This window comes from Enterococcus sp. DIV1083b, from assembly GCF_051713705.1.
GTDB lineage: Bacteria > Bacillota > Bacilli > Lactobacillales > Enterococcaceae > Enterococcus_D > Enterococcus_D casseliflavus.
This window is the reverse complement of sequence record NZ_JBIOQJ010000001.1, coordinates 2,703,676-2,729,213: the sequence shown is the minus strand read 5'-3', so window position 1 is coordinate 2,729,213 and position 25,538 is coordinate 2,703,676. Positions and strand designations below refer to the sequence as shown.

The following is a 25,538-nucleotide window of genomic DNA, read 5'->3' as shown; positions in this document are numbered from 1 at the left end:
TATTTTTTTATGGAGAACCAACTGAATCGATGCGCGACGAATAGAAATAGGTATTATTTAAAAGGATCGTGATCTGTGAACCAAACTAAAAATCTTTAAAACAAAGAAAAAATGTTGACATCGGAAAAAAGGTAGTGTAACATACAGAATATAAAAACCTGGTTCATCTAGTTGTAAGCGTTTATCTTTTTTGAATATCTTTTTTACTAAAACTGAAAATTGGAGGAGAAAATGGACAAGAATATTAAGCCGAATACTGGTGCGCGTTTGGATCGTTTACCCACAAGTTCTGCCCAATGGGGGCTTTTTGGAATGGTTGCTTTCGGATTATTAGTTAGTTGGAGCAATGCTATAGGAGGATTGGTTCTCGCTCAGTTAGCTGAGATAGGATGGACGAACAATAACCTTAGTGCGGTATTTTCATCGTTGACAACTGCAGGTATGTTCTTAGGAGCATTTATTGGTGGAATCATTGGCGATAGAATTGGTCGAAGAAATAGTTATCTGCTTTTTGTAGCAGTCCACATTGTATCTATGGTAGTTGGAGCATTCTCACCTAACATGACATTTTTAATCGTATGCCGAGTGGTTATGGGATTTGCCCTAGGAGCATTGCTAGTTACGTTGTTTGCTGGGTTTACTGAATATGTGCCTTCAAGGAACCGTGGAACATGGTCTGCTAGAGCTTCTTTTATTGGTAACTGGTCATATCCGATTTGCTCAACTATTGCAATGTTTATTACACCAGCAGTTGCTCCTGAACTAAATTGGAGAATCCAATTTTTAATACCCGCGGGGTTATCTGCTATTCTTTTTGCAATCGTTTTCCGTAAATTTCCTGAGTCTCCTAGATGGTTAGAATCAAAGGGGAGGTACGTAGAAGCTGACAAAATCATGACAGAAATCGAAAAGCGTGTTGAACGTTCTATTGGAAAGCCGCTGCCACCAATTGAATTAGAAAGAACGGATACAAAAATCAAAGAAGTTCAAATCTCTTATTCAGAATTATTCAAAGGAGAGCTGTTAAAAAGAGTGATATTGGGCTCGTTTGTATTAATTGCTATGAATGTCGTGCAATATACATTAATTAACTGGTTGCCAACTATTTTTTTGACACAAGGAATAGATTTAAAAGATTCCGTCGTTCTGAATACAATGAGCATGTTTGGAGCTCCAATAGGTATTTTTATTGCTACGTTTATCATTGATCGTATCCCAAGAAAAATTATGGGGGCAGGTCTTCTAATCATCATTGCTGTGCTAGGATATTTTTATTCTCTACAGACCACAATTATGATGATCTCAATTCTAGGATTCTTTTTAATTACTTTTGTGTACATGTATGTTTGTTATGCATCAGCTGTATACGTTCCAGAAATTTGGCCCACTGCAGCAAAACTGAGAGGTTCTGGGCTTGCAAATGCTGTTGGACGTGTCAGCGGTATTGCAGCACCTTACGCTGTAGCTTATTTATTAAATAATGCTGGGGTCACAGGGGTGTTTACTTTACTTGGTGGTGTGTCTTTGGCTACTGCAGTAATTATTTTATTTTTGGGAATTGAGACTAGAAGTGCATCAGTTGAAGAGATCGGAAATGTTATACCGGAAACAAAAAGCTGAAAATTGAGTATATAAGAATGTAAATATTTGGAGGGAAAATTATGAAAGCATTAGCAAGATATGGAAAAGAATTTGGTGGTTATCGATTGATAGATGTTCCTGTACCAGAGGTTGGCGATGAAGATATTTTAGTTGAGATTAAGGCAGCTGCTATTTGTGGAGCAGATATGAAACATTTCCGTGTTGAAAACGGATCGGATGAGTTTAACTCTATCCGCGGTCATGAATTCGCTGGAGATATCGTTAAGGTAGGTTCAAAAGTAAAAGACTGGCAAGTTGGTCAACGGATTGTCTCTGATAACTCTGGACATGTATGTGGTACCTGTCCATCATGTGAGAAAGGTGATTTCCTCACCTGCCCCGACAAGGTTAATTTGGGTTTAGATAATAACCGTTGGGGTGGTGGTTTTACAAAGTATTGTTTAATTCCTGGAGAAATCTTACGAATCCATAAGCATGCAATTTGGGAAATTCCAGAAAGTTTAGATTATGAAGATGCATGTGTTTTAGACCCGATCAGCAATGCATACAAAGCGATCGCTCAGCGATCAAGCCTGTTGCCTGGACAAGATGTTGTTGTAATGGGGACTGGCCCGTTGGGATTGTTTTCTGTGCAGATCGCTCGGATTATGGGAGCAGTCAATATTGTAATGGTTGGCTTAGAGGAGGATACAAAAACACGTTTTCCAATCGCTAAAGAATTAGGAGCCACTCACACGGTGAATGGTTCAAAAGAAGATGTAGTAGCTCGTTGTCAGGAAATTTGTGGAAAAGAAAATCTTGGGTTGGTTGTTGAATGTTCAGGTGCAAATATTGCGTTGAAACAAGCTATTGATATGTTAAGACCAAACGGAGAAGTAGTCCGCGTAGGGATGGGATTTCAGCCATTCAATTATCCAATTAATGATATCACAACATGGGCAATCAGTATTATCGGACATATGGCATATGATTCAACCACTTGGCGTAATGCTATTAGGTTACTTGAAAAAGGGGATATTCGAGTGCAGCCAATGATCACTCACAGACTAGGTCTTTCAGAGTGGGAAAAAGGATTTGATTTGATGGCAAAAAAAGAAGCAGTTAAGGTCATCTTCACCTATGACTTTGATGATAAAGATTAGTATCTAAGGAGAGATAATATGTTAGCAAATATTAAGTATTGGGAAGAAACAGCACAAAAAAATGGTTTTGCAATTCCACATTTTAACGTTTGGAATGCAGAAATGTTAATGGGAGTGATTGAAGCTGCTGAGGAAACAAAAGCACCAATTATCATCTCATTTGGAACAGGTTTTATAGGAAATACGATTTTTGAAGAATTTGCGCCGATGATGGTCTCAATGGCGAAGAATGCTTCTGTCCCAGTCATTACTCACTGGGATCATGGTCGTAGCTTAGAGATCGTTCAAAATGCTTATCATCATGGGATGAATTCGGTAATGCGAGATGCCTCTGCTGAACCCTTTGAGGAAAATATCCGTTTGACAAAGGAAGTTGTCGACTATTTCCATCCTTTAGGAATTCCAGTTGAGGCTGAACTCGGTCATGTAGGGAATGAAACCGTTTATGAAGAAGCGTTATCTGCTTATCAGTATACAGATCCAAACCAAGCTGCGGAATTTGTTCAACGTACAGGTTGTGATTCGCTTGCAGTGGCAATTGGTAATGTACATGGAGAATATTCTTCAGATCCCAAAATCGCTTTTGATGTATTAGAAAAAGTGAGAGATGCAATTGATATTCCAATTGTTTTGCATGGTGCATCATGTATTCCGGATAAAGATGTAAAAACATCTATTTCACTTGGAGTTTCCAAAATCAATATCCATACAGAGTTATGCTTAGCAGCAATGAATGCAGTTCGAGAAAAACAAAATTCTTCTTTCTTAGAGTTAGAAAGAGCCGTTCGTCAATCAGTGAAACAAAGAGCAATCGAGAAAATTCAACTATTTGGTACTGAAGGTAAAATGGATAAATAAAAGAAATCTGTAGTTTGGGAAACTAAACTACAGATTTTTACTTTGGAAAAACTTTTTAACGCAGAATAAATGTTTGTTTCAAAATCAAAAATCTTTCTATTGCTTTGTTCCTATGATAGACTTATTAAGGAGGTGGAAATATGGCTGCGAAAGATAGATTATCGTTAATAAAACAGCTTTTGATTAATGAGAAAAAAGTTTCTGTATCAAGTCTTAGTGAAAAATTTTCAGTTACAGAGGAAACGATTCGACGTGATTTAGATAAATTAGAATCAGAAGGAATTCTGACAAGAACGTATGGAGGAGCAGTGTTAAACTCAGAAGAAACTGTTTCAAATATACCATTTTACAAAAGAGCGGAGCACAATATTGAAGCAAAGCAAAGAATTGCCATCAAAGTTAGAGAAGTACTTGATTCTGTTCATACTATTTCTGCCGATGCTAGCTCGACTGTAATGGAAGCATTGAAGCTGTTGAAAGATAGAGATGACATGACGATTGTTACCAATTCAACTGAGGCGTTGAGAGAACTAATCGTATCTGATGTTAACGTTTTATCTACTGGAGGTATTTTTAACAAGCGTACGCTGTCAATGCAAGGTGATTTGACAGAACGAGCAATTGAAAATTACAATGTAGAAATGGCTGTTATCAGTTGTAAAGGTATTGATAAAAGTGCGGGGGCAACAGATACAAATGAGATTGAAGCACGCATCAAAAAACTTATGATTGCCCAGACCACTGAAGTTATGCTTCTGATCGACAGTGAAAAATTTTGTAAAAAAGGATTCGTTCATTTATCTGACATAAGTCAAATCAACCATGTGGTTACAGATCAAAAACCAAGTGATGACTGGATCGAGTTTTTCGCTGATAATAAAATTGAACTGCATTATTAAGCTGACTAGAAGAGGAAAAGATATTTTATATACTATTAATGAAAAGCATTCTAAAAAAGGAATTATCCTTTTTAGAATGCTTTTTTAGGTTTTCAAACTTTAAAATCTTCGAAACAAAGAATTATTGTCCGAAACGTTGGCTTTTTGCTTTGTTTGAAGTAAGATATAGAAAAGATATTGAAAGCGCAAACAAACGACTGGAGGGTTTTTATGAACGGGATACAAGCAGGTAAGAAATTAGATCAGCTGCCAATTTCCAAATGGCATTGGCAGACTTTTTTTCTGATTGGATTCGGACTGCAGATCAATGGTTTTCTCAATTCATCTGGAAGTTCCATCTTGGCAGATTTAGTGGATAGAGGATGGTCTAACAATTATTTTAATGCAATGTTTTCGTCTGCGATGATGGCTGGATTTTTTTTAGGATCATTGTTAGGTGGAATGTTAGGTGATAAGTATGGAAGAAAAAAAGCTTATCAAGCAAGTATACTCTGTTTCTCTCTCTTTTCACTATTAGCTGCATTATCAATCAATATGTGGTTCTTAATCTTCTGTAGAGGAGCGATGGGGGTTGGAATGGGGGCGGGGATAGTAGTTGGATATGCTTCATTCACTGAATTTCTCCCCGCGAAAGTTAGAGGAAGATGGTCAGCAAGGCTGTCCCTTATTGGTAATTTTTCTCCATTGATTGCTGCGATGGTAAGTTTTTTGGTTATTCCGACATTTGGTTGGCGGTGGGTTTTTATTATTGGAGGAGTAGCATCAATAATTAGTCTAATTTTTGTAAGCGTTTATTTGGATGAATCACCTCGATGGTGTTTTGAGAATGGCCAATCTGATCATGGTGAACAAATAATGAATAAGGTGATTTCAAAAATTGAAAAAGAAAAAGATATTTCTTTAAGTTTTGATCAGGGGAGCAAGAATGTATATGAGTATGATCAACAAAAAATACCATTCAAAGCTTTTTTTAAAGGAGATTTAGGAGTTCGGACGATAATTGCTTCAACAGTTTTGATAGCAATGAATATTTCTTTATATACGATTACAGTTTGGATACCTACTATTTTTGTGAATAGTGGAATAGATATTTCAAGATCGCTATTAATGACTACTTTAATTATGATAGGGGCACCATTGGGAGTATTTGCTTCTACATTGCTTATGGATAGATTTCCCAGAAAGTGGTTTGGTGTAGTTTTAATAAGTCTCATTGCTATTCTTGGCTATGTTTATTCTGTTCAAACAGAGGAACCTCGAATTATTGTTTTAGGATCAGTTTTGATTTTTGTTCTTTATATTTTCAACAGTTTTTCATCAGCAGTCTATGCACCAGAAATCTGGCCAACTAAAGTAAAGATGCGTGGTGCAGGTATCTCAAATTCAATAGGACGTATCGTGGCAATCGTTACACCATTTGTTATAGCTTGGTTGTTAACGAACTATGGTGTTCAAGCTGTTTTTATCGTTTTAGGTTGTACATTAGGATTATGTGCCTTGATTCTGGCTCTCTTTGGGATTGAGACGAGGAAAAAATCTATTGAAGAGATTGAGAGTAATTTTTTTAAAGAAGCAAAAGATAAATATTTAACCTTAAATGAAATAAGAGAATCAAAGGAGAAGAATTTATGAAAAATACAGTTGCTATTTTAGAAAAACCAGGAAAAATGGTAATGAAGGAAACGGATCTCCCAACCGTAAAAGATGATGAAGTTTTAATAAAAGTGGGATATGTAGGTATTTGCGGTTCGGATGTACATGGATTCCAATTTGGTCCATATATTCCACCGAAAGATCCTAATCAAACGATTGGATTAGGTCATGAAGTTGCTGGGGTTATCGAAAAAGTCGGGAAGAATGTCATCAATTTAAAAGCTGGTGATAGAGTATGTATTGAACCTGGAGTTCCATGCTATAAATGTGAGTTCTGTATGGAGGGGGTTTATAATGTTTGTCCAGACGTTGATTTTATGGCTACACAACCTAATTATAAAGGGGCATTGACGAACTACTTAGCTCATCCAGCAGATATGACGTATCGCTTACCTGATAATATGTCACTTGTGGAAGGGGCATTGGTTGAACCAGCTGCTGTAGGTATACATGCTGCGGAAATGGCTGGAGATCTACTAGGTAAAAAAGTTGTTATATTGGGATCAGGATGTATAGGCTTGATGACAGTTCAATCAGCAAAACTAATGGGGGCTGCTGAAATTGTTGTAATTGATGTATTACAGAATCGTTTAAACAAAGCGATTGAATTAGGTGCAACGGCTACGTTTGATGGTCGAGATGAAAAAATTGTTGAGAAAGTCAAAGAAATCATTGGTGAGTATGGTGCAGATGTTGTTTTTGAAACAGCCGGAGCAATCCCTACCGCTAAGATGGCTTTACAGTTAGTAAAGCGTCGTGGGAAAGTGATGGTTGTTGGGACAATTCCTGGAGATACACCAATAGATTTTCTGAAAATAAACCGTGAGGTATCAATCCAAACAGTTTTCAGATATGCGAATGATTATAAAAAAACGATAGATCTTATTTCTAAAAAGAAATTTGATGTTTTATCAATGGCTGATAAATACTTTGATTACGATAATACACAACAGGCATTTGAATTTTCTGTTAATAATAAGAGTGAACTGATCAAAGGTGTAATTCAAGTAGCAAATTTGAAATAGAGGATGAATGGAAAATGACAAATGTAGATGTAATTTGTATTGGTGCAGCAATTGTAGATATTCCCCTTTATCCAGTGGGGAAATTCATTTTTGACCATGTATCTTATCCGATAGGTGATATCACAATGAAAATAGGTGGTGATGCGATCAATGAGGCAACCATCATCACACGACTAGGTCATAAAGTTTCGTTGATGAGTGTAGTAGGAAACGATGTGCCAGGGAAGTTTATTCGAGATTTTGCAGATAAAAATAACGTGATTATAAATCATTTAAAAGTTGATGAAAAGCTGACGACGTCTTTAAATATTGGAATGGTACGTGAAGATGGTGAACGAACATTCGTTACGAATCGAAATGGTAGTTTGTGGAAAATGTCATTGAAACACATCGATATAAAAAAAATAAAGAATGCAAAAATATTATCTTTAGCTAGTATTTTTAACAATCCATTACTGGATAATGAAGCTCTGGTAGCAATATTTAAGGCTGCTAAAAAAGAGGAAATGATTGTATGTGCGGATATGGTCAAGGGACGATTGGATGAAACGTTTGATGAAATTAGACAGGCACTTTCATATGTAGACTATTTCTTTCCGAATTACGAAGAAGCGTCTGAACTAACAGGAAAAGAAAATCTTAGTGAAATTGCAGATGTATTTTTAGAAGTTGGTGTAAAAAATGTAGTGATTAAAATAGGAAGTAAAGGCTGCTATCTAAAAAATTCAGATGTTGAAAAGATTGTTCCTGCATTTAAAAAAAGTTCCACAACGAAAATTGATACTATCGGAGCGGGAGACAATTTTGTTTCAGGATTTATTTCTGAATTACTAAATGGAAAAAAATTTGAGGAATGTGCTTATTTTGGAAATGCAACAGCTGCCGTATCCATTGAGTCTTTAGGAGCAACGGAAGGTGTTAAAAGCCGTGAACAGGTCGAAAAAATGATTGAAAATTACAAAAAATATTGATAAAGGTGGAGACAGTGAATTGAGAACAATGAAAATTGGAAAAACAGATATTGAAGTATCGAGAATCGGATTGGGGACATGGGCGATCGGAGGTGGACCAGCTTTTGAAAATAAGGATAATGAATCTGTTTCAATCGCTACTATTCAGCATGCATTAGATTTAAATATCAATTTTTTAGACACAGCACCCGGATATAATTTTGGTAATAGTGAAAAAATAGTTGGTAAAGCGATTAGGGATAAACGTAAAAATTACGTTGTGATCACTAAATTTGGTATTACGTGGGAACGTGAAGGGACATTTTTTAACAAAGTAGGAGAAACATCACTCTACAAAAACTTATCGAAAGAATCTATTCGGCTGGAGATTGAATCGAGTTTAAAAAGACTCAAAACGGATTATATAGATATTTATATGAGTCATTGGCAATCTGTTGAACCATATTTTACTCCAATTAAAGAAACGATGGAAGTGTTAAACGAACTGAAAAACGAAGGGAAAATTCGTGCGATTGGTGCAGCAAATGTTGATGTTGATCATGTAAAAGAATATTTAAAACATGGACAATTAGATATTATTCAAGCAAAGTATAGTATTTTAGATCGACAAATCGAAGAAGAATTAATGCCATTATGCAAACAAAATAATATTACAATTCAAGCTTATTCACCATTAGAAATGGGAATCTTAACAGGTACAATTGATAAAGACTATGTTGCTCCAAAAGGAACAGCACGCTATGGAAAGAAGTGGTTCCAAAAAGAAAATTTAGCTAAGGTTGTAGAAATGATTCAAAAATGGAAGCCGCTTTGCGATAAATATGATTGCAGTATTGCGAACTTAGCAATTGCGTGGATTTTGGCACAGGGTAATAATATTAATGTTTTGAGTGGATCTATGACGCCAGAAGAATTAGATGAAAATAGTAAAGCGTTAGCTATTAAACTTTCAGAAGATGACGTAGCTTACATGCGTAAATTAGCAGAAGAAATTTCATAGCAAAAATTGGAAAAGCAGACTGCATGACAAATGTAGTCTGTTTTTGCTTCTAGTTTACTAACAGTAACCTTTTTTCCATCTTACTTTTCACAATAAATGATTCTTGCTTTCCCACCTAAAAAAAGCTGATCAAAATATTGCGGGATGCTTAAAAAAGAATTATGATGTGCTTATCTATTATATCAATCAAGATATAACTTGATTAAAATGAAGGAATTGTATAAAGAAAATGTGACCGTTAATATTTTTATAAAAGATTTTCAAAATCGCCATTCTCATACGTTGATGGCAGTTGACAATGTATCGTTCGCTTTGCCATTAACATACACAAAGGAAGAATTGGAGGAGAAGCTCAATGACTGAGAAAGAAAAAGTAGAAACAATCATGATAAAATATCATCGAAACTTCTCGATCTTACAGAAAAAGGCAACGCCTAGCGAATTGAAAACAGTTTTAAACTTTGTTGCAGAAGAATCGAGCCGTAAACAGCGAGTGCTTGTTGGCTTAGAGAAAGAAGAACAAGCGGACAATGAAAAAATTTAGGTTTCTTAAGAATGACCATTGAACAAGTAAACCCGAGATAAGAAGCAAGCGCTTCTTATCTTTTTTTGTATCATTATGGTGGGGGTGCCGTAACGTTAGGATCAAAATAGAAAAAATTCACAAAAAGTGCTTGACCTAAAGTCAACTCTAGGTGGTATCTTTTTAGATAGAAGAAATGAGCAGCGATTGTTGAAACTCAGAAAAATCACGATTTCCCTTTAGGATAACTGGCTATTTCTAGGTTTGACAGGAATTCTAAAAAGAGCGTCTAGCTCCGATGGCCACGTTTTTCATTCTAGAAAACGATCTACTCATTTCGACTTCGTGTCTTTTTACTTGTGAGTAAACACACGAACCATTCAAACATTTCTACAGGAGGTACGTACATGTTATTAGAAAAAATCAAAAGCCCCAAAGAGTTAAAAGAATTGACCAGTGGGCAACTTCAAGAACTGGTAGTAGAAGCACGAACTGCTTTATTGGAAAAAATCAGTCACCATGGAGGGCACAATGGCCCCAATCTGGGGATGGTTGAAATGACGATTGCGTTGCATAAAGTCTTTGATTCCCCCACCGATAAGCTGATTTTTGATGTGTCTCATCAGACCTATATCCATAAAATGTTGACGGGACGCGCCCATGCCTTTCTTGATGCTGCTCAGTATGATGCGGTTTCTGGTTACACGAATCCGAAAGAAAGCGAGCACGATCTCTTTACGGTCGGTCATACCTCCACGTCAGTTTCGTTGGCAAATGGTGTGGCGAAAGCCCGTGACCTAAAAAATGAAACGTATAACGTCGTTGCCGTCATTGGCGATGGTTCTCTATCAGGTGGCTTAGCGTTTGAAGGCTTGAACAATATTGTGGAATTAGGCACCAATACCATCGTGATCCTCAACGACAATGACCAATCAATCGCAGAAAACCATGGGGGGATGTATCAGAATTTGCGGGCATTGCGGGAAACCAAAGGGCAAGCAGCAGACAATCTGTTCAAAGCGATTGGTTTTGAGTACCACTGTTTAGATGAAGGAAATGACCTCGCTGCCTTGATCGCTTTATTTGAAAAAGTGAAAGACATTGATCATCCTGTTTTATTACACATTCATACGATCAAAGGCAAAGGCTTCAAGTTTGCGGAAGAAAATCGTGAAAAGTTTCATGCAGGTGGTCCCTTTCATTTAGAAACAGGCGAATATATTTCTGCTGGCGGCAATCAAGTAACCTACAACAGCTTAACGACGGATTATTTATTAGAAAAAATGGCGACAGATCCTAAAGTCGTGGCAGTAAATGCTGGTACACCGATGCTGCTTTTTTCTCCAGAACAACGAGAAAAAGCAGGTAAACAATTTGTAGATGTGGGTATTGCAGAAGAACATGCGGTATCGATGGTTGCTGGGTTAGCAAAAAATGGAGCGAAACCTGTCTGGGCCGTTTTTTCTACCTTTATGCAACGTAGTTTTGATCAAATTTCCCATGATTTGGCCTTAAATCATCTGCCTGGAACGATTCTGGTATACGGTGCATCGATTCATGGAATGAATGACGAGAGCCATCTGGGAATTTTTGATATTCCATTTTTGGCACATATTCCCAACCTTGTTTATCTTGCGCCAACCTCTAAAGAAGAATATCTAGCAATGTTGGATTGGTCGCTGGAACAAACCAACGCTCCAGTTGCGATCCGAGTACCGGTTGGACCTGTCAACGAAACGGTAAGAGCAGCCTCTACTGACTACAGCGATCAAAAAAATGAGGTGACTCAAGCTGGCACGCAGGTAGCCATCGTCGGTGTCGGAAACTTTTATGCGCTAGCAGAAGAGATCGCAGAACAATTGGAAATGCAACATGGAATTACCCCAACGGTGATCAATCCTAAGTTTATTTCAGGGGTCGACAAAGAGTTGCTGGATGCTGTGGCACGAGCGCATAAACTCGTTGTCACGTTGGAAGACGGCATACGAGAGGGCGGCTATGGACAAATGATTGCCAGCTATCTTGGTGATCGTGAGATTGCCGTCAAAAACTATGGCTTAGAAAAGAAATTTTATGATAATTACCGAGCAGCGGACGTTTTATCCGAACTTGGTATCACTGCTGAGGCAATTACGAAAGATGTCATAGAACAGCTGCAGAAATAAGTTCTCTTAGGGTGTCTTGTGTAGCTGATAGGATTGTTAAAAAATGAATGATCGAAGAAAACCTTGCAGAAAAACAGACTGCAAGGTTTTTTCGCAGACTATCGGTGATGATCTCCAGCAAATGCAGAAGACCAATGCTTTTCAAGCATAAAGCCTCAGCGTAGGAAGCATTGGTCAAAAGCTGGCGATCCAGCAAATAATAAAGAGGTAGGAAAAGATTGCTTTGGTGTCTTATCCGGTTGAGCTCAGAGAAACAAAAAAAGTATTTTGTAAAAAGAAAAGGGGTAACTATGAAATTTTTTTCAATGAAGTTGCTGGCACTGTTGTCGGTGGCAATGGTCGTCTATTCGGCACCGGCGATTTCTGCCAATGTTCCAGCGATTGCGGCAAGCTTTCCAGAAGTAGATGCGGTCTACGTCGGGTTACTGACCACGATTCCGTCATTGTTTCTTTTGCTAGGGATTTTTACTACCAGCATGATCGAAAAAAGGATCGGCAAAAAATACACGATGGTCACCGGCTTGGTCATTGTGGCGATTTTTGGCACGCTGCCGGCATGGTATCAGGGGAGCTTTCCTGTCTTGTTTCTTTCGCGCGCGATTCTTGGCTTCGGGATCGGTTTATTCAATCGTTTGGCGATTCAAATGATTAGTTTGTTGTTTCAAAATGAGCCGCAAAAGAAAGCCAAGGCCCTTGGGTTAGAAAGTGCCGTCGGTGGTTTAGGCGGTATCTTTATGACTTTGCTGGTAGGGCAGCTAGTGAAGATCAGTTGGGAGATCTCTTTCTTCGTTTATGGCTTTGCCTTGATCAGTCTCTTTTTTGTTCAGGTGTTTATTCCCAATGAAACAAAAGCGACCACCGATGCGGCTCTGATAGCGAACGTCACGGTTTCAAAAGAACGGAAACAAAAGTCATTTGTTTTGGGGGTGCTCTTGTTTCTGATCGTTGTCTTGTTTATCAACTACAATCTGCAGATCACCCCGTTGTTGTTGGAAAAAGGAATTGGTGATGCGACCGATGGCAGTAACATGATCGCCGCCATTGCGACGGGGGCATTTATCGCAGGCAATGCCTTTGGCTTGATATATAGACGCCTACATCGCTGGTTGCTGCCCATTGCGGCATTGCTTGCAGGAAGCAGCATCTATTTGACCTATCCCTTGCAGACGGTGGGGCTGCTCTTGGGTTGTTCTCTACTACTAGGCTTTGCCTTTCGCAGCATCATGCCTTTTTTCACCCACTTGCTGACGACTGGTGGTGAAGCAGAAGCTAAGTTTGGCACGATCGTCTCGATCGTTGCTTACAATTTAGGGGTCACGTTAGCACCTTATGCATCACGCTTGCTGATACTAGTCAGCGGCAATGAAACAGCAGGGATGCAGATGATTCTATCTGGGGGCTTGTTGTGCTTGATTGGTGTCCTAGCTTTTTTGGGAAATAAATACTTTCTGTATTTTGAACGAGGATAGGCGAAAGCTAGCTTGATCCTCGTTTTCCGTCTTCATTTCATCCTTCTCATCGCTTATAATAAAAAGAAACAATGATGAGTTGAGCGTACTAGACAAACTGCAGGCGTCAATCAGAGGGGAGAACCAGATGTATCTTTTTCAAAAAATTGAAGAAGCAGCGTTTAAACAAAATGATGCGAGACGAACGATCGGTGACTTTTTATTAAGTAATCGAGAAAAAGTTAGTGAGTATAGCATGGAAGAAATCGCAAAACTGACCCATACTTCCAAGCCGACGCTGGTCCGTTTTGCAAAATATTTTGGCTTTTCTGGTTGGAAAGAATTTGTATATGCCTTCATGCACGAATTGGCTCATTTTGATGATGGGTCAGCAGCAATCGATGTGAACATTCCTTTTGATGAAGCTGCAGACACATTAGAAATCATTGAAAACTTGGCGAACTTGCGTATGCAAACGATTAAAGAAACAGCGGCACTTATGACCGTAAAAGACCTGAATCAAGCTGCGAGGCTCATCAATGGCGCTCAAACCATCGTCATCTATGGGCGTAGTCCAAATTCTTATTTCGGACAGCTGTTTAAACGCAACTTAAACACGATCCATAAAAAAGCCTTTCTTGCAGATGCGGATGAATCTGGCTTGATTTCTAATACGCTGACCCCACAGGATTGTGCCATTCTGATCTCTTATTCTGGTAATAATTCAGAAACGTATCCTATGAAAAATGTGAAAACATTGTTGAAAAATGGTGTGCCGATTATCAGTCTTACGAGTGGTGGGGACAACTATTTGCGGGACTATTCGACGATCGTCTTGACGATTGCTAGCCGAGAAAAACTGTATTCCAAAATTGGAAATTTTTCCACAGAAGAATCGATTCAGTTCCTTTTGACAGTTTTGTTTGCTAAGATTTTTTCCCTCGATTATCAGGAAAATATCCAGATGAAAATCACCAATGCTCGTTTTTTAGAGATGAGCCGAAAAACGACGTTTAAAGAGATGGCAGAAGAATAAAAGGACCGCACCGAATATGGTGTGGTCCTTTTTCCCTATTGTACATTGTTAGGAGTGATTGATTTCAGTTCGATTGGCTCACCGGCAGCGACAAGACGAATCCGCTTTGGATTGACGATCCGATCGTACAAAGCTTCAGGATCCCCATTAAAGGCATCGATATGCGGAGCATCCACTGTTCCCCAATGGGAGAGGATCAATTCAGCATGCGGATAGGTATTTGCCAGCTTGACGGCATTCTCAAAGCCGATGTGCCACGCGTTGTCGTTAAAGTCAAACAAGATCGCATCTGGCTGAGGCATCTCTAATTGCTCTAGTAAAAGACGAGAATCTCCAGGAATCCACAAGGAGCCATCAGGTGTATCGATCCAAAAGCCACAATAGTCCTCAATTTGGAAGACACGATCAAATTTTGTCGTTTCATTTTGCCAAAGGTGATACGCCTTTGTTAAAGAAATCGTCAAATTCTTCACGGTGAATGAATCATAGATATCGTGGCCTTGGGCAGCAACATGAAAGTGCTCTTGCATAAGTTCGGCAACATATTTGGGTCCATGGAAGCTATCGGTAACCGGGACTAATTTTTCAATCGTCGGAATGCCGTAGTGATCATTATCTGAATGGGTGATCAATACCGCATCTAAGTGAGGGACTGCCGCCGGTTTGATTGGCAGATCGATCAGTAACGGCAGGTCAAATCCTTCTAAGACCGGATCGACCATGATACATGTACCACGGCTGTTTAGAAGAATACCGGAGTTTCCTAACCAGCGAATGATCGTTTGATCTGTTTTTTGAAAAGCTTCTTCATGAAAGAAAATCGTTTTTGGGGGTATTGCTTGTTTCGCGTTTGTCATGTTTCTTCGTTCCCTTCGCCTGTTTTTTATAAATCCAACGCAGCATCGCCGTTCGTAACAGGCTATGCTGAATCGTTGTTCCATTATGAGGTGCTTCAACGGTTTGGGGGAAAGAAGCTGCAGTTCCAGTAATTTTAAGAGAGTATTGTGCCGCCTTTTTTTACATGATTATTCTATGGCGTGCGCTCATCGATTGTTTTTGATTGCCACAATTCAAAAGTGTCGCATTCATAGAGTAAATTATACCATTGTTTCTCCTGGCTTCGTCAAGGCAATGCGGGGGCTTTTCGTGGAATAAATTTCGGAAAAAGAGCGGTATTTAATGAAAAGGTGAAATCCATTTCGACTTTAGGAAAATGTATTGGAACCGCTCTCTAAAAATGGTACATTGCTGGCAGAAAGAACAGTATGTTTTACCGGTGAGCACATACAACATAGATTTTCTTTGAAATTTATCTAGGGGTGGAATGTATGAGTGAAAATTATCAATCATTAGCAAAAAAAATCGTCCAGTATCTGGGGGGACAAGAAAATATCACGGATGCCTATCATTGTCAAACACGATTACGCTTTAAAGTCAAAGATGAAAAGCGTATAGATCAAGGAGAACTAGAGGCACTCGATGGGGTTGCCAAATACATCAATAACGCAGGGGTACATCAAGTCGTGATTGGAACACATGTCAAAGATGTCTATGAAGAAGTCACAAAATTGGTTTCGCTTCAATCATCAGGGACGTCAGAGCCTGGGGAGAAAAAAGGACCGGCAGCTGCAGTGATCGATTTTGTGGCAGGAACGTTTCAACCAATTATTCCGGCATTGTCCGGTGCTGGAATGGTTAAGGCAGTTTTGGCTTTGTTGATCGTCTTTGATGTGATCACCGCTGATTCGCAAACCTATTACATGCTGAATCTTTTTGCAGATGGTATTTTCTTCTTCTTACCAATGATCCTGGCCTTCACTGTGGCACAAAAATTGCGATGCAATCCAATTTTAGCGGCTTCAGTGGCTGCTATGATGATGCATCCTAATTGGGGTGCCTTGGTCACAGCAGGCGAACCCGTTCACTTTTTTGGGGTTATTCCTTTTACATTAGCAAACTATACGGGATCAGTTATTCCGATCCTGATCGTGATTTTTTTCCAATCGTATGTCGAAAAGTTTTTGAACAAAGTGATTCCAAAATCAGTAGAACTGGTTTTTGTTCCAATGCTAACATTCTTGATAATGGGTACATTAGCCTTCTCGCTATTTGGACCGATCGGTAGTATCTTGGGGGGCTATTTGGCAACTTTCTTTACCTTCTTAAGTGTCCATGCTAGCTGGGTTCCAGCGGTTTTGATTGGGGGCTTTTTACCAATCATGGTGATGTTTGGTTTGCACAATGGGATTGCTCCTTTAGGGGTGATGCAAATGGCAGAACTTGGGTATGACAGTATTTTTGGTCCAGGGGCATTGGTCTCAAACATTGCTCAAGCAACCGCAGTAGCAGTTGTCGCATTGCGTACGAAAGAGAAAAAGACTAAGCAGTTGGCGGTATCAGGGGCGATCACTGCCTACATGGGGATTACTGAACCCGCTTTATATGGAATCAATTTGCCAAAAAAATATCCGTTAGTTGCGGCAATGATCGGTGGGGCTTCTGGTGGTTTGTATGCTGGCTTGACCAATACGCATCGCTTTGCGACCGGTTCGTCTGGTCTCCCAGCAGTCTTACTATATATCGGTGATGATACGATGCGCTATTTTTGGAATATCATTATCGCATTGGTGATTGCAGCTGTGGTGAGTGCGGTCGTTACCTATGTCTTAAGTTTCAAATATGAAACAAAAGTGACAATTGATGTTCCAGATATGAAAGCAGTAGTCTTAGAAGATACCCTATTGATCAATCCTGTACCAGGAACCGTGATGCCACTGAATCAAGTCAAAGATGACGCATTTGCTTCTGAAGCACTCGGAAAAGGATTTGCGGTCGATGAACCCATCGGTGAAGTCATTGCGCCTTTTGATGGAAAAGTCGCTGCTGTTTTTCCTACCAAACACGCGATTGGCTTGGTTTCAGACACGGGAATCGAATTGTTGATCCATGTCGGTTTAGACACAGTGGAACTAAATGGTCAGTATTTTGATGCGTTAGTAGAAGCAGAGCAAAAAGTTACAAAAGGACAGCGACTGCTGACGTTCGATGTACAGCAGATAAAAGCTGCAGGATATGTCACACAAGTACCGATCATCGTTACCAATACACCACAATATACCGCAGTCGAACTTGTGAAGGAAGGTTTGGTAGCTAAAGAAGAGGAAGTACTTGTAGTCAAAGTTTAGGAGGAAATAACATGGGATTATCAGATGATTTTTTATGGGGTGGTGCAACGGCTGCCAATCAAGCAGAAGGAGGCGTATTAGCAGGAGGACGTGGCTTATCAAATGTCGACCTCTTACCAACTGGTCCTGATCGCGCAAAGGTCGCTGCTGGTGAACTGGAAATGTTGGAATGGCAGGAAAATTCTTTTTATCCAGCCCAAACGGCCATTGATATGTACCACCATTATATGGAAGATATTGCCCTTTTTGCCGAAATGGGTTTTAACGTGTATCGGATGTCACTTTCTTGGTCACGGATTTTTCCGAATGGCAATGACGAAGCGCCCAACGAAGAAGGACTGCTTTTTTATGAGAAAATCTTCAAAGAATTGAGAAAACATCAAATCGAGCCATTAGTCACGATTGCTCACTTCGATGTTCCGCTGCATTTGATCAAGGAATTTGGTGGCTGGAAAAATCGCCGACTCATTGATTTCTATGTGACTTATGCGGAAACCGTCTTCCAACGCTATCGCGGGTTGGTCAAATATTGGCTGACGATCAATGAAATCAATATTTTGCTGCATCAGCCCTTTGTAGGTGGCGGGATCGTCTTTAAAGAAGGGGACAATCGTCAAGAAATCAAATACCAAGCAGCGCATCATCAGTTAGTCGCCAGTGCCTTAGCAACCAAAAAAGCTCATGAGATCGATCCGACCAATCAAGTCGGCTGTATGCTGGCTGGCGGCAGTCATTATCCTTATACTTGCCGACCTGAAGATTACCAAGAAGCAATCAATCGTGATCGCGAAGGCTATTTCTTTATCGATGTGCAAGCCCGAGGCAAATACCCCAATTATGCCTTGAAAAAATTTGAGCGAGAAGGCTTAACGATCAAAATGACACCTGAAGACGAGGCGATTTTAGCGGCTTCTCCTGTTGATTTTGTCAGTTTTTCTTATTACTGTTCGCGAACGGTCAGTGCCCATCCAGAAGACTATGCGCAAGCGACCGGGAATCTCTTTCCATCAATTAAAAATGAACATTTACCATCGACTGAGTGGGGGTGGCAGATTGATCCGTTAGGACTGAGAAATTCATTGAATCAATTGTATGATCGCTATCAAAAACCGTTGTTTATCGTAGAAAATGGGTTAGGGGCGATCGATACCCCTGATGAGAACGGGTTTGTCGCAGACGATTATCGGATCAACTATTTAAAAAAACATATTCAAGCTTTCAAAGATGCAGTGACGATCGATGGCGTGGAACTACTTGGTTATACTACTTGGGGTTGTATTGATCTTGTAGCAGCCAGCACCGGTCAAATGAGTAAACGCTATGGCTTTATCTATGTGGATCGAGATGATCAAGGCAACGGCACCTTGAAACGAACCAAGAAAAAATCCTTTGAGTGGTATAAAAAAGTGATCGCTTCAAATGGGGAAGTTTTATAGCATACAAAAAGAATGACACATTTCCTCGTGTCATTCTTTTTGTATTGTGTCATCTAACATCAGGAAAGGGAAGCAGCAACTCTTTTTTCACGAGCCAATGATTGGCGCTTTGCAACGGCTTGCTATTTTTTCCCTGCAAAATGCGTAAAACGGACAAACTGATTTTGGGCTTCTTCTTGTAAAAATTCTTTTGGTGTCAGCTGAAATTCTTGTTTAAAGCAGCGTAAAAAATGAGTATAGGAGTTGAAGCCGCAAGCTTCGAAGGTGGCGGTGGCGCTTCTGGTTTTACGTAAAATTTCTTTGCTCTTTAAGAGTCGTTTCTTGACGACATAAGCATGAAAGGCGACGCCAGTTTCTTTTTTAAAGGTCCGAGAAAGCGAGTATGGACTCATGAAAAGGGCCTTGGCGACGGTCTCTAAGGAGAGATCAGCGGTCAAATGCTGATTGACATAGGTAATGGCAGCCAAAATGTCTTTATTTTTATAGAGTGAGTCGGATAAAAACAGCGGTTCTTTTTCCTGATAGGCAATCGTATTGATGGAAATCAAAAACGCGATCAAATGATTTTGATAAAGTAAGTCGGTGCCATAATTGCTATCCGTTTTTTTGCGCAAAGGACGCAACAGCTGGTCTAGTTGGTCGGCATCGATCGATAAAATACGACTGTTGATGCCGCCGTTGCTATGAAAACAGGCAGTGAGATCTGTTTGGGTAGTGGAGAGGGCAGTGAGATAACTAGGATTGATATACAGGTAGGTTCGCTCGAAAAAATCAGAAGTTTGATGGACGATTCGATGCAAGACGTTTGGAGGAATCAAGATGATCGTACCAGGTTCTAGAGGGAATTCTCCGCCATCGATAAAGAAGACCGCTGATCCTTTTAAGGTACAGTGAATCTCATAAAAACTATGGTAATGATAAAGGGTATTGTTTTCTTCTACGATGTCTTTGATATGAAAGGCCTCAAAGCGATCGTTGATCATCGTGTCCGCACTTTGCTTCTCCATGATTGGCTCCTTTCGTGCTCGTTTGATTTTATCATACAAGAATAGATAGTAAAGTGTCAATAACTGCTATTTTTATGCAAATGTAAGCGTGTTACGATCAATCTATCAAAGAGAGATGAGAGGATGAACCCAATGGTGATTTTAGAACAGTTGTTTGTGGAAAAACGTGTCGTGGAAGAAAAAATTGATCGCATGATCGAAAATTTAACGACGATCAAGGATGATAATGGTGAATTTCTATTAGACTTTGACGGCTTGATCGTTGATGATAAAAGCTGGGGGATTTGGAACTGGCCGCAAGGTGTGGGACTATACGGCATTTATAAAAACTACCAAATCACCAAAAATCCCAAAGCGCTCCAAGTTGTGGAAGAATGGTTTGAGCAGCGAATGTTAGAAGGCGCGCCGCCTAAAAATGTCAACACGATGGCGCCGCTTTTGGCAATGGCGTATCTTTATGAAGACACCAAAGATTCTCGTTACTTGCCTTACCTTGAACAATGGGCGGAATGGGTCATGCATGATATGCCGCGAACCGATGAAAATGGTCTGCAGCATGCAACCTATGGACCAGAAAATCGCAATCAGCTTTGGGACGATACCTTGATGATGACCGCTTTGCCTTTGGCGAAAATTGGCATGTTGCTGAATCGTCCGGCTTATATCGAAGAAGCAAAACAACAATTTATGATCCATATCAAATACTTAGTGGATAAAAAAACTGGGCTTTGGTTCCACGGCTGGACCTTTGAAGAACGCCACAATTATGCACAAGCGCTTTGGGCAAGAGGCAACTGCTGGATCACCATTGCAATTCCTGAGATCATTGACATTCTCGACTTGCAAGAAGGAGATGCGTTACGGGGCTTCTTGATCAATACCCTCTTAGACCAACTAACTGCCTTGCAAGAAATGCAAGATGAAAGTGGCCTGTGGCACACCTTGTTAGATGATCCTAGCTCGTATGTGGAGGCTTCCGCGACGGCTGGTTTTGCCTATGGGATTTTAAAAGCCGTTCATAAGCGTTACATTGACAAAGCTTGGGAAGATGTTGCCTATAAAGCGTTAGCCGGTTTGATCGAACAAGTCGCAGAAGATGGAGAAGTCCAAAATGTTTCCATCGGTACTGGAATGGGAGAAGACTTGGCGTACTACAAAAACATCGCGATTACGGCGATGCCTTACGGGCAATCACTGACAGTCTTAGCATTTACTGAACTATTGGTTTCATTTTGTTAAGTAGAACACCTTACGCAATAAAGAGAGGAGCAGACAAAGATGATCAAAAAAGCGATTCGGATGAAGCTACATCCTGGATATGAAGCAGAATATGAAAAACGGCATCGCGAACTATGGCCAGAACTAAAAGAGCAGCTCATAGCACACGGGGCGAAAAGCTACCAGATTTTCTTAGATCCAGAAACCCTTGCGTTGTTTGGCTACCTTGAGATTGAAGATGAAACCCGCTGGCAGCAGTTAGCGGCAACCGAGATCAACCAAAAATGGTGGCATTACATGGCAGAACTCATGGAAACAAATCCTGATGATTCGCCAGTGACACAGGAGTTAAAGGAAGTCTTTACGCTGTAAGCTAGACAAAAATATGCATTTCTTAAAACGAACACGGTCGTATCAGTTGTTTGACATCAATCACTGGTTAGTCAAAGAGGTAGTTCGCTCACGAATGTGAGCGGACTACCTCTTTTGTTGAAATAGCAAAACAATCATTTCGGATAGAAGAACCGTTAAGAGAGAAGTGCTTTTTCTTGCTGCTTCAAGAATTTCTTTGGTGTCATACCGGTAATCTTTTTGAACGTTTGAACAAAATATTCGGGGGCATTACTAAAGCCCGTCATCGCTGCCACTTCGTAGACTTTGTAGTTTTTCTTCAGCAATTCTTGTGCTTTTTGGATGCGGTATTCGGCTAATTTTTGATTGAAGCGAATCCCGGTTTCTTTGTAATAGGTTTTTCCTAAGTATTCAGGATTTAAGTACAAAAGATGGGCGGCGATCCATTTCAATGACAATGCTTCATGGTCATAATATTCTTCGATGATCAGGTTGACTTTTTGGGACAACTGCATGTTCTCGCTATCGTCTAAGCTGCCCCGCATCAAATCGATACAGTGAAGCAGCATAAACTGGAGTTCGTGCCAATTATTCAAGAGCATGATCTTTGGGGAATAGTCATCGAAGTAGATGTCTTTTTTGATGCGATGATTTTCAAAAATTGCTGATAACAAATCGTTGACTTGCAGCCGCAATAGTTGGACAGGGTAAAGCTCCATGCGACAGGTAGAAAAAAAGTTTTCCGTAAGAACTTGGGCTAAAGTCAGTTCGCCTTTGTCGATCAATGCCAAAAGTTTTTCACGGTATTCCATGTAGAGACTATTTTCATAGACATTTTCTTGTGAGATTTGGGCTTCTTGGATGACTTCAAAGGTATCAAAATAAAACTCCTTATCCAAGTTTCGCTTACCTAAATGATAACTGAGTAAAAATTTTTCGGGAGTTTCGACCCAGCAATTGATGGCGATCCCTTTTCCTAGATGCGCAGCCTGTACCTTCGTTTTAAAAAAGAGATTAAAGGTATTTTCCGTACTGAAATTCAGGATATAGCCAACTTTGTTTTGATGACCGATCACCAACTCGTGATGGTTCTCATAGCTTTCGATCCGCTTAGCGATGGCGTGATAGAATTTCGAATCAAATAAGTACATACAAAATGGAAAAACGAATGATTCAGGCAGCGGTTCTTCTCCGCAGCTATTGATGTATTGTTCAATTTGTTGTTTTAAATAGAGGGTAGATTCCATTTGGCGACGTTCAGAGCGTTCGATCGTCTCAGCCAACGCTTCTGAAAGCTTGCTCGGAAAAACAGGTTTTTCAAGGAAAAATTTGACCCCTAAAGCCATCGCTTCTTTGGCAAAGGAGAAGCTGCCAAAGCCTGTCAAAATAATGATTTGAATCGCAGGATTGATGGCTTTTAATTTTTTGATCAAGGCAAGTCCATTGACTTTAGGCATATTGATGTCGGTAATCACGATGTCGATGGTGTTTTGCTGACAAAATGCCAAGGCTTCTTCACTGTCTGTGTAAATTCCTTTGACCACTAATGGGAAATCAAAAGAAGCAACGAGGTTAGCCACACCATTTGCTATCAAGGGTTCATCGTCAACAACGAGGATATTTTTCATGTTTCACTCACTCCTTTTAAGGGGATCACAAAGCGCACCGTCGTCTTTTTGAAGGGAATCGAGGAGACGATGGCTAACGACGCTTGATCACCATAATGCAGTTGCAATCGTTTTTGAATATTGGTCAATCCGATGCCGCCTTCTTTTTCAATCGAGAAGTTGGCTTTAAAACCAGGGCCATTGTCAGAGACACTGACTTGGAGAAAGGTTGCTTGTTGTTCAATCGTAAGGACGAGGCGACACGTCTCCTTCATATCATTGACGGCGTATTTAAAGACATTTTCAATCAATGGTTGAATCAGTAACTTAGGAACCTTAAAGGACAGGTCATTCACCAAAATTACTTCGATATACTCGATCCGTTTCCCGAAGCGAACGTTTTGAATATTGATATAGGCATGCACGATATCTAACTCATCTTGCAGCGTCGTGAAGTCAGACTTGGTATCGATTTTTTTACGAAACAAATAGGCAAGGGAGGTGACCATCTCTGAGATCTGCCACTGCTGATTTTCAATGGCGATCCAGTTGATCGAGTCTAACGTATTGTAGAGAAAATGTGGATCTAATTGCGCTTGCAATCCCTTAAATTCGATTTCTTGGGACAAAATACGCATTTCATAATTGTCCTTGATCAAGGCATTTAATTCATCGATCATCGTATTGTAGCTTTCGTAAAGGACCATGATCTCTTCTTGACTATTTTCTGGGACAGCGAGGGTCTTTAAAGAGGCCAGTTTTTTCGTTTTCCGCAGAACGGCCATTTGCGAAGCCAAGTCAGCTAAAGGACGGGTCAGCTGATTGCTTATTTTACGAATCACAACAATAATCAAACATAAAAAAGGCAAACTCACAGCGATGGAAAGGCCTTGTAGTTTATAAAGATCCGCTAAGACTTGGTTTTCAGGCAGTAAATAAATGAAGGTCATATTCGGCATCGTCTTCCGATCCATTGCATAGTAGTACTGGCGATTATCAAACGTCATGGAGCCGATCGATCGCTGGAAGGTTCCCATTTTTTGCTGCAAGGTATTTTGATCCGCAGCGAGGGTTTGCTCGTCATTTGCGGTACTATAAAATTGGTTCTGATACGCCATGAAAAATTGGTTTTGTTCAGAGACAATGGGAAGACTTTCGATCTCGTTACGAAAGAAGGACGTATTGACTAGAAATATCACCGTACCAATATAGGTTAAAGAAAGATCGGCTGTTGAATAGATTTTTCGCAGGTAGACACCTTGAGAAAGGTCCTTTGCAAAAAACCAACTCCCTTTGGCAGGCTTATCGGACAAAGTCTCGATCATATCTTTGATGGTTTGGCCATTAAAGATATGGTCGGTCTCGGCTAGAAAGTTGATCATGTTTTCGTTCGTTGGGGTAAAGAGATAGACGTTTTGAATCGTTGATTCATTGCGTACGAGGGCGTTGATTTCTGCACTTAAGGCATTCTTTTGGTCGATCGCCTCTAAGGATTGCAAGGAATCTTGTGCCAAGATCCTTTGTAGGCCATTTTGGATCGGTGCACTATCAATAATGCGAAAAGAGAGGGTTTCGACGGCAGTTAAACGTTTGGCGATATTTGTTGAAATGATCGAGACATCTTTATACGCGGCTTCTTTCAGCTGCGCCATGTAGACTTGTCGCCAAACTAAGGTCAGGAGAAGAGCCAATGAGACGATAATTGCCACCGTTGCAAAAAAGACAAAATGTAACTGTCGCTCAAAAGGCTGCTTTTTAAAGTGATTGATCAGCTTCTGGGACTTCATGGACACTGCCTCGCTTTGCTTGCAATTGTTTGGTTTTTTCAATCATCTGACCATGAAAAAATTCAGCGAAAAACAAGAAAATCACCAGTCCAAAGACGAGTAACAAGGAGGTTTTGGCAGTCAATAAGAGAAACAATAAATACCAGGTAAACAACAAGGCAAGGCCTTGCAGTGGGTAGCGAAAGACTAGAAAGATACTGACGTACAAGGTCTGTTTCCAAGCGTGTTGTTCGGCTTTGGCATAGGTCATAAAGCTGATGAATGCAGTGTAAAGGAGGAGAATCGTTAAAAGTAAATAGACAGGGCGCAGCCAAGCCATTTCAGTCGGGAAAAAATGAGTAATCCGTAAGTTAAACAACAACAGGAGTACTGTACTTAATAATCCGATGCCAAAAAGGGAAAAGGTGCGAAAGGCTTGCTTGTAGGCTTGCCAGAAGGCAACAGCTGAATAGTCATGACCAGTTTTACGAAAATCATGTAAACATTTGATCGTGACAGCGGTGGCAGGACCGAAGCCAAAAATCCCCAACCCTAAAAGGGTAAAGAAAAGCCATAAAAGGTTTAATTTAGCAAAATAAGCTGTTACCGTAAAAAGACGAAACAGTCCGGTTTGTATTTTTTTCAT

General features: G+C 40.0%; 21 protein-coding genes. 16 read left to right on the top strand and 5 right to left on the bottom strand.

Annotated elements, in window-relative coordinates; all coding sequences use genetic code 11:
• Nucleotides 1-231: 231 nt before the first annotated feature.
• The 12 genes from IGI69_RS12720 (at nt 232) to IGI69_RS12665 (ending at nt 14,322) form a co-directional block, all read left to right on the top strand.
• On the top strand, nt 232-1,620 hold the full coding sequence (locus tag IGI69_RS12720) for an MFS transporter (RefSeq protein WP_438741050.1): 1,389 nt from the start codon (nt 232-234) through the stop codon (nt 1,618-1,620).
• 41 nt (nt 1,621-1,661) lie between these two features.
• Nucleotides 1,662-2,744 (top strand): zinc-binding dehydrogenase, encoded by a 1,083-nt coding sequence (locus IGI69_RS12715; protein WP_074933305.1) that lies wholly within the window; start codon nt 1,662-1,664, stop codon nt 2,742-2,744.
• Nucleotides 2,745-2,762: 18 nt separating this feature from the next.
• Nucleotides 2,763-3,602, top strand: a complete 840-nt coding sequence (locus tag IGI69_RS12710) for a class II fructose-bisphosphate aldolase (RefSeq protein ID WP_074933307.1) — start codon at nt 2,763-2,765, stop codon at nt 3,600-3,602.
• Between the two features lie 140 nt (nt 3,603-3,742).
• Nucleotides 3,743-4,501, top strand: a complete 759-nt coding sequence (locus IGI69_RS12705; RefSeq protein WP_074933310.1) for a DeoR/GlpR family DNA-binding transcription regulator — start codon at nt 3,743-3,745, stop codon at nt 4,499-4,501.
• 210 nt (nt 4,502-4,711) lie between these two features.
• Complete coding sequence (locus IGI69_RS12700) at nt 4,712-6,133, top strand: MFS transporter (RefSeq protein ID WP_074933313.1); 1,422 nt, start codon at nt 4,712-4,714, stop codon at nt 6,131-6,133.
• Nucleotides 6,130-7,179, top strand: coding sequence for an NAD(P)-dependent alcohol dehydrogenase (locus IGI69_RS12695; protein ID WP_074933315.1), 1,050 nt, complete (start codon nt 6,130-6,132; stop codon nt 7,177-7,179). The genes IGI69_RS12700 and IGI69_RS12695 overlap by 4 nt, the downstream gene beginning before the upstream one ends.
• Nucleotides 7,180-7,193: 14 nt before the next feature.
• Entirely contained in the window at nt 7,194-8,150 is a 957-nt protein-coding gene (locus tag IGI69_RS12690) for a carbohydrate kinase family protein (protein ID WP_074933317.1), read from the top strand.
• Nucleotides 8,128-9,150 carry an aldo/keto reductase gene (locus IGI69_RS12685; protein WP_276526151.1) on the top strand — a complete coding sequence of 341 codons (1,023 nt, stop codon included), beginning with the start codon at nt 8,128-8,130 and terminating at the stop codon, nt 9,148-9,150. Before IGI69_RS12690 ends, IGI69_RS12685 begins: the two co-directional genes overlap by 23 nt.
• 355 nt (nt 9,151-9,505) lie before the next feature.
• Nucleotides 9,506-9,694 (top strand): hypothetical protein, encoded by a 189-nt coding sequence (locus IGI69_RS12680; protein WP_074933320.1) that lies wholly within the window; start codon nt 9,506-9,508, stop codon nt 9,692-9,694.
• A 386-nt stretch (nt 9,695-10,080) separates the two neighbouring features.
• Nucleotides 10,081-11,838, top strand: a complete 1,758-nt coding sequence (locus IGI69_RS12675; RefSeq protein ID WP_438741045.1) for a 1-deoxy-D-xylulose-5-phosphate synthase — start codon at nt 10,081-10,083, stop codon at nt 11,836-11,838.
• A gap of 290 nt (nt 11,839-12,128) precedes the next feature.
• A complete protein-coding gene (locus tag IGI69_RS12670) occupies nt 12,129-13,307 on the top strand; it encodes an MFS transporter (protein ID WP_438741043.1) in 1,179 nt (392 codons plus the stop codon).
• 127 nt (nt 13,308-13,434) lie between these two features.
• The gene (locus tag IGI69_RS12665; protein ID WP_438741041.1) at nt 13,435-14,322 is read left to right on the top strand and encodes a MurR/RpiR family transcriptional regulator; all 888 of its coding nucleotides are present in this window, start codon (nt 13,435-13,437) and stop codon (nt 14,320-14,322) included.
• Between the two features lie 35 nt (nt 14,323-14,357).
• Here the strand turns inward: IGI69_RS12665 and IGI69_RS12660 are convergent, their stop codons facing one another.
• Nucleotides 14,358-15,179 (bottom strand): MBL fold metallo-hydrolase, encoded by an 822-nt coding sequence (locus tag IGI69_RS12660; protein ID WP_438741039.1) that lies wholly within the window; start codon nt 15,177-15,179, stop codon nt 14,358-14,360.
• Between the two features lie 471 nt (nt 15,180-15,650).
• On the opposite strand from IGI69_RS12660, the gene IGI69_RS12655 reads away from it, so the two are divergent.
• Together IGI69_RS12655 and IGI69_RS12650 are read left to right on the top strand one after the other, a co-directional pair.
• Nucleotides 15,651-17,507, top strand: coding sequence for a beta-glucoside-specific PTS transporter subunit IIABC (locus IGI69_RS12655; RefSeq protein ID WP_438741037.1), 1,857 nt, complete (start codon nt 15,651-15,653; stop codon nt 17,505-17,507).
• Between the two features lie 11 nt (nt 17,508-17,518).
• Nucleotides 17,519-18,943, top strand: coding sequence for a 6-phospho-beta-glucosidase (locus tag IGI69_RS12650; RefSeq protein ID WP_438741035.1), 1,425 nt, complete (start codon nt 17,519-17,521; stop codon nt 18,941-18,943).
• A 122-nt stretch (nt 18,944-19,065) separates the two neighbouring features.
• Here the strand turns inward: IGI69_RS12650 and IGI69_RS12645 are convergent, their stop codons facing one another.
• A complete protein-coding gene (locus tag IGI69_RS12645; RefSeq protein WP_438741033.1) occupies nt 19,066-19,950 on the bottom strand; it encodes a helix-turn-helix domain-containing protein in 885 nt (294 codons plus the stop codon).
• Between the two features lie 132 nt (nt 19,951-20,082).
• On the opposite strand from IGI69_RS12645, the gene bglB reads away from it, so the two are divergent.
• Nucleotides 20,083-21,189: a beta-galactosidase BglB gene (gene bglB / locus IGI69_RS12640; RefSeq protein WP_034878380.1), complete on the top strand. Its 1,107-nt coding sequence runs from the start codon at nt 20,083-20,085 to the stop codon at nt 21,187-21,189.
• A 39-nt stretch (nt 21,190-21,228) separates the two neighbouring features.
• Complete coding sequence (gene rhaM, locus IGI69_RS12635; RefSeq protein WP_060791390.1) at nt 21,229-21,540, top strand: L-rhamnose mutarotase; 312 nt, start codon at nt 21,229-21,231, stop codon at nt 21,538-21,540.
• A gap of 155 nt (nt 21,541-21,695) precedes the next feature.
• Here the strand turns inward: rhaM and IGI69_RS12630 are convergent, their stop codons facing one another.
• The 3 genes from IGI69_RS12630 to IGI69_RS12620 are packed head-to-tail and all read right to left on the bottom strand — an operon-like array spanning nt 21,696 to nt 25,538.
• Complete coding sequence (locus tag IGI69_RS12630; protein ID WP_005234181.1) at nt 21,696-23,147, bottom strand: response regulator; 1,452 nt, start codon at nt 23,145-23,147, stop codon at nt 21,696-21,698.
• The gene (locus IGI69_RS12625) at nt 23,144-24,913 is read right to left on the bottom strand and encodes a sensor histidine kinase (protein ID WP_438741030.1); all 1,770 of its coding nucleotides are present in this window, start codon (nt 24,911-24,913) and stop codon (nt 23,144-23,146) included. The genes IGI69_RS12630 and IGI69_RS12625 overlap by 4 nt, the downstream gene beginning before the upstream one ends.
• Nucleotides 24,882-25,538 (bottom strand): DUF624 domain-containing protein, encoded by a 657-nt coding sequence (locus IGI69_RS12620; RefSeq protein WP_010749870.1) that lies wholly within the window; start codon nt 25,536-25,538, stop codon nt 24,882-24,884. Before IGI69_RS12620 ends, IGI69_RS12625 begins: the two co-directional genes overlap by 32 nt.

Coding starts and splice junctions, on each gene's coding strand:
- IGI69_RS12720 (WP_438741050.1), top strand. CDS start 232: ATGGACAAGAATATTAAGCCGAATACTGGTGCGCGTTTGGATCGTTTA.
- IGI69_RS12715 (WP_074933305.1), top strand. CDS start 1,662: ATGAAAGCATTAGCAAGATATGGAAAAGAATTTGGTGGTTATCGATTG.
- IGI69_RS12710 (WP_074933307.1), top strand. CDS start 2,763: ATGTTAGCAAATATTAAGTATTGGGAAGAAACAGCACAAAAAAATGGT.
- IGI69_RS12705 (WP_074933310.1), top strand. CDS start 3,743: ATGGCTGCGAAAGATAGATTATCGTTAATAAAACAGCTTTTGATTAAT.
- IGI69_RS12700 (WP_074933313.1), top strand. CDS start 4,712: ATGAACGGGATACAAGCAGGTAAGAAATTAGATCAGCTGCCAATTTCC.
- IGI69_RS12695 (WP_074933315.1), top strand. CDS start 6,130: ATGAAAAATACAGTTGCTATTTTAGAAAAACCAGGAAAAATGGTAATG.
- IGI69_RS12690 (WP_074933317.1), top strand. CDS start 7,194: ATGACAAATGTAGATGTAATTTGTATTGGTGCAGCAATTGTAGATATT.
- IGI69_RS12680 (WP_074933320.1), top strand. CDS start 9,506: ATGACTGAGAAAGAAAAAGTAGAAACAATCATGATAAAATATCATCGA.
- IGI69_RS12675 (WP_438741045.1), top strand. CDS start 10,081: ATGTTATTAGAAAAAATCAAAAGCCCCAAAGAGTTAAAAGAATTGACC.
- IGI69_RS12670 (WP_438741043.1), top strand. CDS start 12,129: ATGAAATTTTTTTCAATGAAGTTGCTGGCACTGTTGTCGGTGGCAATG.
- IGI69_RS12665 (WP_438741041.1), top strand. CDS start 13,435: ATGTATCTTTTTCAAAAAATTGAAGAAGCAGCGTTTAAACAAAATGAT.
- IGI69_RS12660 (WP_438741039.1), bottom strand. CDS start 15,179: ATGACAAACGCGAAACAAGCAATACCCCCAAAAACGATTTTCTTTCAT.
- IGI69_RS12655 (WP_438741037.1), top strand. CDS start 15,651: ATGAGTGAAAATTATCAATCATTAGCAAAAAAAATCGTCCAGTATCTG.
- IGI69_RS12650 (WP_438741035.1), top strand. CDS start 17,519: ATGGGATTATCAGATGATTTTTTATGGGGTGGTGCAACGGCTGCCAAT.
- IGI69_RS12645 (WP_438741033.1), bottom strand. CDS start 19,950: ATGGAGAAGCAAAGTGCGGACACGATGATCAACGATCGCTTTGAGGCC.
- bglB (WP_034878380.1), top strand. CDS start 20,083: ATGGTGATTTTAGAACAGTTGTTTGTGGAAAAACGTGTCGTGGAAGAA.
- rhaM (WP_060791390.1), top strand. CDS start 21,229: ATGATCAAAAAAGCGATTCGGATGAAGCTACATCCTGGATATGAAGCA.
- IGI69_RS12630 (WP_005234181.1), bottom strand. CDS start 23,147: ATGAAAAATATCCTCGTTGTTGACGATGAACCCTTGATAGCAAATGGT.
- IGI69_RS12625 (WP_438741030.1), bottom strand. CDS start 24,913: ATGAAGTCCCAGAAGCTGATCAATCACTTTAAAAAGCAGCCTTTTGAG.
- IGI69_RS12620 (WP_010749870.1), bottom strand. CDS start 25,538: ATGAAAAAAATACAAACCGGACTGTTTCGTCTTTTTACGGTAACAGCT.